The organism is Mycobacterium sp. (assembly GCF_965230835.1).
Lineage (GTDB): Bacteria > Actinomycetota > Actinomycetes > Mycobacteriales > Mycobacteriaceae > Mycobacterium.
The window spans coordinates 1,103,462-1,116,416 of record NZ_CBDDLW010000002.1 but is presented as its reverse complement, the minus strand read 5'-3'; the positions used below and the strand labels follow the sequence as shown (position 1 = coordinate 1,116,416).

At 62.7% G+C, this 12,955-nt stretch carries 9 protein-coding genes and 2 pseudogenes; 7 read left to right on the top strand and 4 right to left on the bottom strand.

The features are described from left to right. Positions 1-227 precede the first annotated feature (227 nt). A complete protein-coding gene (locus ACO07W_RS05600) occupies positions 228-1,343 on the bottom strand; it encodes a hypothetical protein (protein WP_421841502.1) in 1,116 nt (371 codons plus the stop codon). Then, positions 1,343-2,479 carry a phosphotransferase family protein gene (locus ACO07W_RS05595; RefSeq protein WP_421841500.1) on the bottom strand — a complete coding sequence of 379 codons (1,137 nt, stop codon included), beginning with the start codon at positions 2,477-2,479 and terminating at the stop codon, positions 1,343-1,345. The genes ACO07W_RS05600 and ACO07W_RS05595 overlap by 1 nt, the downstream gene beginning before the upstream one ends. 43 nt (positions 2,480-2,522) lie before the next feature. On the opposite strand from ACO07W_RS05595, the gene ACO07W_RS05590 reads away from it, so the two are divergent. The 6 genes and pseudogenes from ACO07W_RS05590 to ACO07W_RS05565 form a co-directional block, all read left to right on the top strand. Further along, positions 2,523-3,125: a TetR/AcrR family transcriptional regulator gene (locus tag ACO07W_RS05590; RefSeq protein ID WP_421841498.1), complete on the top strand. Its 603-nt coding sequence runs from the start codon at positions 2,523-2,525 to the stop codon at positions 3,123-3,125. A gap of 362 nt (positions 3,126-3,487) precedes the next feature. Further along, positions 3,488-4,465 (top strand): DUF4129 domain-containing protein, encoded by a 978-nt coding sequence (locus tag ACO07W_RS05585; protein WP_421841496.1) that lies wholly within the window; start codon positions 3,488-3,490, stop codon positions 4,463-4,465. Beyond that, on the top strand, positions 4,462-4,944 hold the full coding sequence (locus tag ACO07W_RS05580) for a hypothetical protein (RefSeq protein WP_421841494.1): 483 nt from the start codon (positions 4,462-4,464) through the stop codon (positions 4,942-4,944). Before ACO07W_RS05585 ends, ACO07W_RS05580 begins: the two co-directional genes overlap by 4 nt. Further along, entirely contained in the window at positions 4,941-5,918 is a 978-nt protein-coding gene (locus ACO07W_RS05575) for an AAA family ATPase (RefSeq protein ID WP_421841492.1), read from the top strand. Before ACO07W_RS05580 ends, ACO07W_RS05575 begins: the two co-directional genes overlap by 4 nt. A gap of 13 nt (positions 5,919-5,931) precedes the next feature. After that, positions 5,932-7,206, top strand: a complete 1,275-nt coding sequence (locus tag ACO07W_RS05570) for a DUF58 domain-containing protein (RefSeq protein WP_421841490.1) — start codon at positions 5,932-5,934, stop codon at positions 7,204-7,206. A 1-nt stretch (position 7,207) separates the two neighbouring features. Further along, positions 7,208-7,639: pseudogene (locus tag ACO07W_RS05565) on the top strand (hypothetical protein); the annotation flags it as partial. Positions 7,640-7,780: 141 nt separating this feature from the next. Here ACO07W_RS05565 and ACO07W_RS05560 read toward each other — a convergent pair. Together ACO07W_RS05560 and ACO07W_RS05555 are read right to left on the bottom strand one after the other, a co-directional pair. Next, positions 7,781-8,587 carry an SDR family NAD(P)-dependent oxidoreductase gene (locus ACO07W_RS05560; RefSeq protein ID WP_421839996.1) on the bottom strand — a complete coding sequence of 269 codons (807 nt, stop codon included), beginning with the start codon at positions 8,585-8,587 and terminating at the stop codon, positions 7,781-7,783. Between the two features lie 49 nt (positions 8,588-8,636). After that, the gene (locus ACO07W_RS05555) at positions 8,637-9,974 is read right to left on the bottom strand and encodes an IS256 family transposase (protein WP_421840121.1); all 1,338 of its coding nucleotides are present in this window, start codon (positions 9,972-9,974) and stop codon (positions 8,637-8,639) included. 835 nt (positions 9,975-10,809) lie between these two features. Between ACO07W_RS05555 and ACO07W_RS05550 the strand changes: the two are divergent. Further along, positions 10,810-12,948: pseudogene (locus tag ACO07W_RS05550) on the top strand (PPE family protein); the annotation flags it as partial. Between the last annotated feature and the right edge of the window lie 7 nt (positions 12,949-12,955).

Here is a 12,955-nt window from a genome sequence, read left to right as displayed (position 1 = left end):
TCCTGTACGGGCGCACCGTCGCGATGGGGAACCCCGGGGGCATGGCGTGATGGTGGCGCGAGCGGCCTCGCCATCGTCGAAGGAGGATATGACGTCGTCGATTCGCTGCCCCGGGCTGCCGCAGTGGGTGGCCGTCATGCCTGATGACGAACGTGGCGATCACGGTTCCGGGCAATTCGATACGACCGGGCGGATCAGGGCCACGACCGCCTGGCCCGGAGCGAAGGCTACGGTGCGACCGCCAACCAGTCGGCGAACCCCGACGGGTCGTGTCGGCCCAACGCGCCGTGCTCGAAGAGGCCCCAGCCTTCTACCGGCTCCGAGTTGCCGTCGCGGCAAACAGCGCGGCCTACGTGGTCGATGACGCCGAAGCCAGATCGGGCGATGATCGCCGGGTCCGACATATCGTAGGTCAGTCGTTCGACGAATTTCTCGCCCTTCCACATTCCGTGCAGCCAGTCCGCATCGCGGCCGTAGCCGCCACCCACATGGGTCATTACCGGCAATTTAGATTCCACTGTGAAGTGGACTGGTGTGCCGTCGGCGGTGCTGGCTTCGATGGTCGCTCCGGTCGGGATGCGGGTTCCGGAACGGTAATCGATGGTGATTCTGGGCCAGCCCAGCTGTTCGACGCGGCCGTTTCGCCAGACCCGGGTGCAATCGTTGAGCGAACGGAACCCGTTGGGATCCTCTTGGATGATGAGCACGATGGCGTAATCACTGAAGGCCATCGGAACGTAGAGCCACCACATGCCCTCGAACGGTGGGTCGGCCGGCCGGCCGGCCGGTTCGCGCTCACCGACCGGGCGAATGCCCCAAGATCGGTCGCGGCTGCCCAGCCAGGTCTCCGGGTCGACAGCGATCTGTTCGCCGTCGATCATGATCTGACCGCTCCAGCTACCGAGCTGGGCAAAGCGCTGGGCGTCTAGTGTTACCCGGTTGCCGGACCGTAGGATGTGCGGTTGCTCCTGGACGACGTCGAACAAGCCCTCCCAGGTGAGATCGGCTGCGATGCCCTCGGTTTCATCGAGTACCACCCGGAGTCGGCGCAATGGCTCGTTGACTTCGATTCGGTAGCTGTTGACGTGTTGGTGCAGTCGGTCGGAGTCGATAGCGTCCGACAGGTGCACCGCAGTCTGCACGTCGCCGCGTCTGATCAGGACGAAAGCGTCCTTCACGCCGAGGTTGGGGTAGTAGCCGATACCGGTGATCAGGAAGATATCCCCGGTGCGGTCGTGGGCATTGAAGTAAGAGCGGTCGTAGAAATTGCGGTCGGAAGAGCCCGGCCATGCGATCGGTTGGGGAATCTGGTGAACCGGGTATTCGTCGAGTGGTCCGAGCATTACTGATCCTCTCCGATAAGACGCTTCATCAATCCGGCGTGGTAGAACAGCGATTCGACATCGTCTGGTTTTTCGAGTTCGCCGAAATGGACCCGCCGCGCGCCGGTGCGCATGAACACGCACGCCCACATAACTGCGGAGTACACATAGAACCAGTGCAGGTCACCTAGTTCTACGCCAGCTAGCCGTTGGTAGGTAGCGAGCACGTTCTCCTCGCGCATTACGTCCGGTAATCCAGGCAAAGTCGCTAAACTTGCTAGTTCCTGAAAGACCATGTGCGCGAATATCATCCAGGCAACATCGAGTTCGCGTGGGCCCAGCGTAACCATCTCCCAGTCCAGTACCGCTACCGGCGTGAAGTTTTGGTACAGAACATTTCCTATTCGGGCGTCGCCCCAGAGCAACACCGGTTCGCGGGCGGCCGCGTCCTGGGGCCAGTGTTCTCCTAACCACTCGAAAGCCCGTTCTAGTAACGGGGATCGACCGAGATCTGTTGCCGCGAAGTCATACCAGGACCGTGCCCACTGGAAGTGCTGAGCTAGCGCGTTTTCTCCGGACCGGCCCTCCAAGAGAAAATCAAATCTATTCTCGGCGTTCGGGATCGAGTGCAGCGCGGCTAGCACCGCAACAGTGGCGTCCTGCAGTTCGCGCTGGCGCTCGGCGGGGGCGTCGGCGAACCAATTGTCGCCGAAGGTGTATGGCATGACGTCCGGCGGCACGACGCCCTCGACGTAGTCCATCAGGAAGAAGGGCTTTCCCAAAACGTCGCCGGTAGTCTCGATCCAGCGCGCCTGCGGAACTGGGACGTTGGTGGACTGGCCGACCAGCTTGATCACTTCGAATTGGTGGTCGAGTCGATAGGTCGGAAAAACGGGCACGTCGTCGGCGGCCGGTGCCACCCGGACAACCAATTTCTGCTTTATCGTCTCGCCGTCCTGCTGCCAGCGTGCGGTCAAGATGATTGTTTCCGACGACATGCCTGTCGAGGTGACACCGCTCTCCACGGTTACCTGGGGTGTCGGACTTCCGGGCAGCACGCCCGACAGCCAACGTGACATCACCGCCGGCAGTGTGGTGGCGTCACGGCTCGAACGCTGAAGGCGGTCTATGTCTTCCAACGCGGGTTGATTGGCCACGGTTGGCCCTCCATGAAGCAATTACGATACGGTTGGTAGCGTTATGAAAGCAGACCCGTCCACTCTTGACAAGTCCTCGGCGGCCGGTCGGCCCCGGGACCGGCGCATCGACTCGGCTATCTTGTTGGCCACTGCGGAGCTGCTCGTTCAAACCGGCTATACGAATCTCAGTCTGGCTGCGGTCGCCGAACGGGCCGAGACGACAAAATCGGCGCTGTATCGGCGATGGTCGAGTAAGGCCGAGCTGGTGCATGAAGCGGCATTCCCAGTCGCACCCACCGCGTTGGCGGCCCCGGCTGGCGACATCGCCGCGGATATCCGGATGATGATCGCAGCCACTCGCGATGTATTTACTACACCGGTGGTGCGGGCCGCGTTGCCCGGGTTGGTAGCCGACATGGCAGCAGACGCTGCGCTCAACGCCCGGGTGCTGGTGCGCTTCACTAACGTGTTCGCCGCGGTGCGGCAACGCCTGCATGAGGCCGTCGAACGCGGCGAGGCGCATCCCGATGTTGATCCGGACCGGTTGATTGAGTTGATCGGGGGCGCAACCATGTTGCGCATGCTGGTGCGACCGGAGGAAGAACTTGACGATTGCTGGGTGGACCAAACCGCCGCCATCGTCGTACACGGGGTCACCCGCTGAGGGGTCGACTTGACAGCCGGGCTGCGATGGTCAACGGCGCTAGTCGCGGATTGGGTCCGGCGATCGGGCATTTGGCAGTTCTCGATGGCAGCCACGAACCGTTCGTCGCGTTCTCGTGAGTCGGTAGCGATGCGCCCAGTAGGCCGGGCGCAGCACGCATCGTTGGTGACCTGCCTGTGGCGGTCGCTGCAGCAGTGACCGGTGCGCCGGATCCGCCGCAGTGCCGTTACCGGATGATTCGTTGTCGCGGCTAGTGGCGCTTTTGCTGGCGGCACGGGTGGCTGGCGTGCCAGTATGAAGCAAGCCAGGTTGAACTATTACTCAGGCCGCAACGGCGGCAGGCAACGTGTCGAGTGGTGCCGATGCCCGGTATTGACAAGCCGACGGGGCGCGTTGTCGTCCTGATCGTTCTTTTGATCGTTGCTGGTAGTGCGCTGCGCGGATATCTGCCGGCTCGTGATGGTGCGCGGCTCGCCGACGCTGTTGGCAGCGGGCCGGCTTGGGTGATCATTGTCGTGGCACTCGCCGCTACGCTCACGCTCATGGCAGTCGCCCTTGTCGTGCGACTGTTGGATCCACGCGCGGTGGCGCCGAATGCGGGCGATATATCCGAACTGCTCGACGACGGCCGCGGCGGGGAGCGGCCGAGTTGGCGCGTGGTGCTGATCAGTGTCGCGGTGCTCGCAGCTTGGCTACTGATCGTGGTACTGCTGGCTCGAACATTCGTGCCGCACGATGTCAGTCTGCCCGCGCCTACTGTGGATTCACCCGCGGAGTCGGCGGTACCGGATACCGCGACCTCGCCGGGGCCGCCCCCGCGTAACGATTCTGGGGATGCATTCGGAGTCCTGCTCGTGAGCGCTGTGGTGACGCTGCTGATGATCACCGCAGGGGCGGTCATTGTGGCCCGGCGGCGAGGTACGACCGCGCGGAGAGCAGCTGTTGATCAACACGTCGGAGCCGCGGAATCGGCGACGCGTTCGGAATCGCTAATGCGGGCTGCCGAACTCGGGCTGGCAGAGATGGCGGACTGGCGACGCGAACCACGCGAGGCGATCATCGCGTGCTACTCGGCGATGGAGAGGGAACTGGCCAATTTCCCCGAGGCGGCCCCCCAAGAGTTCGACACCCCGACAGAGGTCTTGGCCCGAGCCGTTGAGCATCAGGCATTGCGTGGCGACAACGCCGTCCAGTTGGTGGACCTCTTCGCCGAGGCGCGGTTCAGCCCGCACGTGATGAACGAAGACCATCGCGAAGTGGCGGTGCGTGTGCTTCGTCTCGTCCTCGACGAACTTGCTTCGCGGTCGGGCGACGGCAGCATTTTCGGAGGTACAGCATGAAACGGCTTATTTTGCTGGGTGTTTGCCTCATCGCAGGGATCGAGTTGTTGGCGCTGATACTGCAGGATCGCAGCTTCGTACTTGCCGCGTCGGGCCTCGCCCTGGCCCTGGTGCTGCTTAATATCCGCCGTGTACTGGGGCGCCGGAACCACCCGGTGCCGGAGCCGGAATCTGACGACCTGGGTGATGCGCTGGTCCGTTGGCGATCGGCCACCGAGACGACGATTCGGTGGTCGGACTCGACCCGGGCGGACTGGGACCGACATCTGCGTCCGATGCTTGCCCGCCGGTTCGAACTCGCTACCGGCCACAAGCACGCCAAGGATCCGGCAACTTATGCCGAAACCGGACGAATGCTTTTCGGCGCCGAACTGTGGGAATGGGTTAATCCGAACAACGTTTCGCGTACCGGCGAGAATCAGCGCGGTCCTGGCCGCGCGGCGCTCGAAACGATTCTGCAGAAGTTGGAGCAACTATGACTATGCCGGCCGCGACAACTACTGCCCACTGTGAGGCTGTACTCGACGAAATCGAGCGTGCCGTAGTGGGAAAGCGATCCGCGCTCACGCTTATCTTGACCGCTGTCCTTGCGCGGGGCCACGTGCTTATTGAAGATCTGCCGGGCCTTGGCAAGACGCTGATCGCGCGATCCTTCGCGGCCGCACTTGGGCTCGGATTCACCCGAGTCCAGTTCACTCCTGATCTGCTCCCTGCGGATCTGCTCGGCTCGACCATCTACGACATGCAGTCGGGCCGGTTCGAATTTCGCTCCGGGCCCATATTCACCAACTTGCTGCTTGCCGACGAGATCAACCGAACGCCACCTAAGACTCAGGCGGCGTTGCTTGAGGCGATGGCCGAAGGCCAGGTGAGCATCGACGGTCAAACGCACAAACTGCCCATGCCGTTTATCGTTCTGGCCACCGACAACCCCATCGAGTACGAGGGCACATATCCGCTTCCGGAGGCTCAGTTGGATCGCTTCGCGATCCGGCTGGAACTGCAGTATCTGTCCGAACATGATGAGACGTCGATGCTGCGTCGCCGCTTGGACCGCGGCTCGGCCGAGGCGACAGTGAACCAGGTCGTGGATGCGCACGATCTGCTGGCTATGCGCGAATCCGTGGAGCGGGTAACCGTGCACGAGGACGTCTTGCACTATGTCGTGTCGCTGGCTACGGCCACCCGAAATCATCCGCAAGTCGCAGTGGGCGCCAGTCCTCGGGCGGAGCTCGACTTGGTCCAGCTGGCTCGCGCTCGTGCCCTGCTGCTCGGCCGGGACTATGTGATTCCCGAAGACATCAAAGCTCTTGCCATCGCAGCGGTTGCGCATCGGATCACTTTGCGCCCGGAGATGTGGGTGCGCAAGATTCAGGGCGTCGATGTGGTCGGAGAATTGTTGCGGCGCCTGCCGGTCCCTCGAGCAGATTCGACACGCGGTGGAACTGGATAGCCGGTGGTGCAATGTGAAAGAAACTCGTGAAGTTGAGTTACGTTGGCGTGCTTCAGGATTAACTCGAACGATTGCGACGTGCTCTGGATTTGCGCTGGCGGCCGCCGTTATTGCTTCTCATTGGCAGCTGATCGCGTTCGCGGCGCCGCTTCTTGGTGTGTTGTGCTCGATCAGCTGGCAGAAAACGGTACCGAGAATTCACGTATATGCCGAGCCCGATTCGCAACGGTGCTTCGAGAACGAGCAGGCTCGGGTGACTGTCTCGGCAGCCATGGCGTCCGAAGTGGATTCCGCGCCGGTGATGATCAAAATCGCTGTCTCGACAGTGCCGGGAATGCAGTTGGACGTTCTTGCTTCGAATACCTCCACGACGAAAACAGCCACCACAGTGGCGCAACGCTGGGGCCGTTACCCCATCCGGGTGCGCGTTGATGTGGTTGCGCGTGGTGGATTGCTGACCGGGACTGGGGTAGTGGATGCCGCCGAGGTCATCGTATTTCCGCTGACGCCGCCGCAATCGACCCCGATCCCGCGGACTGACTTGCTCGACCGGTTGGGTACTCACCTCACCCGGCATACCGGCCCGGGCGTCGAGTACGCCGACATTCGCCCCTATGTTCCCGGTGACCAGCTTCGGGCGGTGAATTGGCCGGTGAGCGTGCGTCGCGGACAATTGCATGTCACGCAGCGGCTGACCGATCGGGCTGCCGACGTGGTGGTGCTGATCGACAACTACCGGCAACCTGCGGGCCCGGCGACCGAAGCCACTGAACGAGTCGTACGCGGCGCAGCCCAAGTGGTACAGACGGCACTGCGAAACGGTGACCGTGCGGGGATCGTTGCCCTCGGAGGTAACCACCCGCGGTGGCTCGGTGCGGATATTGGCCAGCGTCAATTCTATCGAGTGCTCGATATCGTGCTGGGCGTCGGTGACGGGTTCGAAACAGCAACTGGCACACTGGCACCGCGCGCAGCTGTTCCCGTGGGGGCGATTGTGATCGCGTTCTCCACGCTGCTTGATACCGAATTCGCACTGGCGTTGCTCGATTTGCGCAGACGCGGCTATGTCGTGGTCGCCGTCGACATTCTGGACAATTCCCCGTTCGAGGGCAAGCAGGATCCCTTGGTGGACCGGATGTGGGCGCTTCAGCGCTCCTCGATGTACCGGGACATGGCTGCGGTCGGCGTTGATGTGTTGGCCTGGCCGAGCACGCGCTCGTTGGAGCAGTCGATGGGTGCGCTGCCTGATCGCCGCCGAGTGCGCGGACGGCGACGGGGAAGGCGCTGACATGCCCTTCGTTGTGCAACCCGGCAGCCGGCTTTTTTCAACGGTATTCGGATTGCTGATGGTTGGTTCAGCTGGCGTTGCGGCACACGGAGTAGCCGTTGTCGCAGGAGTTGTTGCGGCGATCACTGTGGGGGTAGGGGTGCTGTTTCGACCGGCAGCGACGCTTGCCGTGCTGCTGTCGGTGTCGGCGATCCTCTTGTCCGATCCATCGCACGTGTGGGCCGGGCTGTCTGGACTTTGCGCTGCGGGGTATCTGGTATGTCGGTTCGGTGCTGGCGCTGCGGCGAATGTGGTCATCAGAAGTTGGCCGACAATCGTTGCCGCCATTGGCTTTTCCTTTGCCGGACTAGCTGCGACGTCCTTTCCGCTGCAGTTGCCGTGGCTGCCGCTGCTGGCTCCGCTAGGTGTACTGGCCATCTACGTTCTGGCCACGGCTGCGTCCAGATGCCGGTGTAAAAGGCAGGGCCAGTTTCGCTCCGCTGTTAGCATACGGGCGTCTGGTTCGGCGGCAGGTCGATTCGCGGGTTGGGGGTTGTACGGGCCGGTCGTGGTTCGTGCGCCGGCGATGTTTGGGCTATGAGGGCGCTGGTGGTTGTTTCTGCGTGGTCGAGGTGGCGACCGCAGGCGATTCGGGACGCTGACCAGTGGCGCGACGCGATGCCGCGGTGATGAGGGTGCGCTGCCAGTCGGGTGGGACCGCAGCGAAGATTCCGCGGTCGATAGTGGCCAGCGCCTGTGCAGCGACCTCGGCGGGGTCGATGCCGTCGGTGGACATGCCTGTCGAGACCAGGGCGGGGCAGATCATGCTCACGCCGATCGGCGTGTCGGCCAGTGCCAGCGCGGTGTGTTCGGCCACGGCCACGACGGCGTGCTTGGAGGGTCCGTAAGCGCCGCCGCTGGGAAAGGTCAGCACCCCAGCCAATGAGCCGGTGATCAGGATGTGCGCGGGCTGGTTCGCGGCCAGCAGTCTGGGTACGAACGCACGCAAGCCGTTGACAACGCCACCGACGTTGACCGCGAACACCCTGTTCCAGTCAGGAGCGGCCACTTCCCACGGAGCACCAAAGCTCCTACCGGTGATTCCGGCGTTCAGGCACACGACCCGGGCGTCGCCGGCGGCTTCAGCGAGCGATTCGACCGCATCCGGCATGGCAACGTCAGTGGGAACCGCTTGTGCCCCCAGTGACTGCGAAACTTCGCTCAATGTGACGGTGTCGATGTCGGCGAGCACGAGGTTGGCTCCACGGTCGGCCAGTGCATGCGCCAACGCGCGCCCGATGCCACTAGCTGCGCCGGTCACCACCGCTGTCATCCCATTCAGATCCACATTGTGCAGGCTATCGACCACGGCCACGCCGCCGTGGCAAACGGTTTCCCTCACCTCCCCTTACTGGGACCGGGTGGGCGTCGTCACGCGTGCGTGCGCCTCGCTACGCCGTGGCGGAGACGGGATCTGCCTGGCCGGTAGGTGCTTGACTTTGAGGCGGTCGCAGTTGGCGGGGTGAGTCGAGCAGGGATCGGCGTAGGTCTTGCAGCAGTCGGGTGCCGACCGGTGTCATGGTGAGGCCGCGCCAACCGGCCGAGGCGCGGTCGAGCACGGCCCACACCAGGCTGATGGCGCTGGTCTCGCCGGGGAATCGGCCAATGACCTTGGTCCGTCGCTTAGTTTCTCCAAAGGAGCGCTCAATGAAATTTGAGTGCCGAACGCGGCCATGGTGTTCAACCGGAAACCGCAGATAGGCGGTCAGCCCTGCTTTGTCGGTGAGCAGGATCCGCATAGCCGCCGGGTAGAGGTCGGAGTATTTAGCGGCGAACGCCTCGATCCGCTTGTCGACGATCTCAACCAGCTGCGGTCCCGGCTCGATACCCAGGCCGGTGGTATCAAAAATCGCCCAGTATCCGTCACGGACCTCGACTTGCATCCCGGTGGGGATCTTCGCAAGCACGTTGCGAAGGCGATGAATAAGACATCTCTGGCGCAACGCTTTTGGGTAGATTTGTTCGATGGCTGCGATCAGTCCCTTGGCGCCGTCAGAGACGATCAGCAGCGGAGTGGCAAGACCGCGTTCGCGCAGGTCGGTCAGGAAGTCGGACCACGCGTCGGTGGACTCTCCGGTCCCGGGTGACAATCCGACGAACACGGGTTTGCCCTCGGTGGTGACGCCCCAGGCGGCGAGCACAGGCTCGGCCGGCGACCCGGGATGCATCCGAAAGAAACTGGCGTCCAAAAACAGGTAGTCCAGAGCGATCTCACCGAGTGGGCGACGAGCCCACGCCTGGTATTCGGCCCGGATCGCCTTACAGACTTCCGAAACCGCGGACTTGGAGATCGCCGCCTGATCGCCGAGCGCTTCAGCGAGGGTGGCCTTGACATCCCGGACGGACAGGCCGCGGATGAACGAGGCGATCACCAGCGTTTCCAGGGCGTTGGTTTTCGTCACATGCTTACCGAACAGCCGAGAGGCGAACGCTTGCATGGTGCCACGCAGTTTCGGCCGCTCCAAGGTGACCGCACCTGTGGTGGTCTTGATGGTCACCGGCCGATATCCGTTGCGCGAACCGCCGTTAGCGTCGGCACAGGCGGCGGTACGTTGGTAGCGTTCACGACCGAGGAACTCGGTGACCTCAGCCTCCAGGGCCGCCTGCATCAGTAGCTGGGCGCCGAGGCGGGCGATTTCTTCAAGGATTTCAGGCAGTTCCCGATCCTCGGCGAACAGGGCGTCGATTTTGGTGCGGATACGGTCGGTCGCTGATACGCGGACAGGCACGGGCGTGACTCCTTCTTCGCAGACTTGCAGGTCGTGAAGCGGAACCTACGCGCGTGCTCCCTATTTACACCGGATCCCGGACACGACCCTGGCCACCCGCCCATTTGTGAGGTGACTGTCCGCGGGCCTACTCGGCCACCTCGACACGCGACATAGTGGTCGCACTAGGGGGCTAGTAGCGGAGAATCTACAAGCGCTTCCCGGCTAAATACGCCATCTTGGCGACGATTGTGCGTCTCGCTGTGGCATGGCCCCCGCAGGTGATCGATGAACTTCAGGCGGTTGCCGCCCGGGCAGGTGAAGCTGCAACCCTAGGTTGCAGGAATCCCCTGAGCACCTCCCGGCGTTACCGTAGGTGCTGGTCTCCATCCTCATCACGCCGAAATTGAACGCGGATCTGCGCATTGAGGAACGGGCATAGATTTCGGAGATGTAGCGCGCGGTTATAGCGCTAGTTGAGGTCGGTCAGGGTGAGCTGCCGTCGTTATCGACTGGGGCGCCGCTGATCGCCGCGCTGCGTTAACCCCGCGTTCCGGCGGAAAGCGGATGTCCAAAAACGGGCCGGCCTATTCGGATTATTCGGGCTATTGGGGTTATTTCAGTGGCTGAGCCGAGCGGGTTCCTGGTTTCCCCGAACGGCGGCGGAAGAGCCGGCGGCTGAACCATTTTTGATGTGTCGATGGATTTTGTGAAACTGCAGAAAATGTGTGGTGATGTCCTTAGAGTTTGTTTCTAGCGATCGAGTGACGTCGGTGGTTGCCAATGCTTGGTTGGCGGGCTGTCTGGATGTTTTCGTTGGCGAGTGGTGTTGGACCCAAAGAAGGGGCTAGGCGTCATGAACTATTCGGTGTTGCCGCCGGAGATTAATTCGTTGCGGATGTTTTCGGGTGCGGGTTCTGCGCCGATGTTGGAGGCGGCGGTGGCCTGGGAGGGGTTGGCCGCGGAGTTGGGTTTGGCGGCGGAGTCGTTTGGGTCGGTGACGTCGGGGTTGGCTGGTGGGTCGTGGCAGGGGTCGGCGGCGGCGGCGATGTTGGCTGCGGCGGCGCCGTATGCGGGGTGGTTGAGTGCGGCGGCGGCTCGGGCTGCGGGGGCGGCGGGGCAGGCCAAGGTTGTGGCGGGGGTTTTTGAGGCGGCTCGGGCGGCGATGGTGCCCCCGCCGGTGATTGCGGCGAATCGGAATGCGTTTGTGCAGTTGGTGTTGTCGAATGTGTTTGGGCAGAATGCGCCGGCGATTGCTGCTGCGGAGGGTATTTACGAGGAGATGTGGGCCGCTGATGTGGCCGCGATGGTGGGTTATCACGGTGGGGCGGCTGCTGCGGCGGCGGCGTTGCCGTCGTGGCAGCAGGGTTTGGCGGGGTTGTCTGGTCTGAGTCAGGCGGTCGGTTCGGTTGTGGCGGGTCCGGTGGCTGCTGGTGTTGCTGCGGCGGGTGCGCGGGTGGCTGGGGCGGTGGCGGCTAGTCCGGTGGCTGCGCCGTTGGCTGCGGCTAGTGCGGCGGCGGCTCGGGCGGTTGCTCCGGTGGCTGCTGCGGTGGGCCCGGTGTTGGCTCCGTTGGCTGCGGTGGGTGCGGCTCCGTTGCCGGTGGGTGGGCTTGCGGCTGCGGTGCCGCCGGGTGGGTTTGCGGCTGCGTTGCCGGCGGGGCTGGCGGCGTTCAATGCCAGTATCAGTAATACCGGTGTGTGGAATGTGGGTGCCGGCAACACCGGCGACTTCAACCTGGGCGCTGGCAACACCGGCAACGCCAATCTAGGCAGCGGGAATATCGGCAACGGAAACCTCGGTGGCGGCAACACCGGCTGGCTCAACCTGGGCAGTGGGAATATGGGGAACGCCAATCTAGGCAGCGGAAATTCCGGTCAGGCGAATTTCGGTAGCGGAAATTCCGGCCTCTTCAACGTGGGTAGCGGAAATTTTGGTAACACCAATCTCGGTGACGGAAACCTTGGCAATATTAATTTCGGTTTTGGGAACTTTGGCGATGGAAATTCCGGCTTAGGTAATCTTGGCGACGGAAATATCGGTAGCGGAAACCTGGGATCTTCGAACATTGGCAACGCAAATTTCGGCTCGTTCAACCTAGGAATCGGAAACAACGGATCGAGCAATATTGGTTTCGGGAACTTGGGTAGCGGGAACTTCGGCTTTGGCAATAGCGGTAACAACAACATCGGCTTTGGGCTCACCGGTGACAATCAGGTGGGGATCGGTGCGCTGAACTCGGGGATCGGGAACTTTGGTTTCGGGAACTCGGGTGACAACAACATTGGGTTCTTCAACTCCGGCGACGGCAACTTCGGCTTCTCCAACGCCGGCAACATCAACACCGGCTTCTGGAACGCCGGTGCCACCGACACCGGATTTGGGAATGCGGGTTCGGCGAACTTCGGCTTCGGGAACGCGGGCAGCGCGAACATGGGCTTTGGGAATGCCGGTTCGTCGAACTTCGGCTTCGGGAACGCGGGCAGCGCGAACATGGGCAGTTTCAACGCCGGCAGCTCGAACGTGGGAGACGCCAACTCGGGCGCCTCGAACACGGGGTGGGGAAACTCGGGTAGTGCCAACTCGGGCTTGTTCAACTCAGGTGACACCAACACCGGCTTTTTCAACTCCGGCGACGTCAATACCGGCGGCTTTAACTCAGGTAGTTTGAACACGGGTTTCGGTAGCTCCGACACCCAAGCTGGCCCCAACTCGGGCTTCGGGAACACGGGCACCGGCAGTTCAGGATTCAATAACCCCGGCGACGGCAGTTCTGGCTCTGAGAACGCGGGCAGCGCTAGCTCCGGATTTCAGAACATGGGCGCCTCAAGCTCTGGCTTCGTGAATACAAGCGATTTCAACGTCGGCCTGCTGAATTCCGGTGCCGGCAACGTTGGCATCGGCAACCCCGGTGCCACCAATGTGGGCATCGGCAACGAGGGTGGAACAAACACCGGTTTGGCGAACACGGGCACCACTAACTCCGGTCTGGTGAATTCAGGGA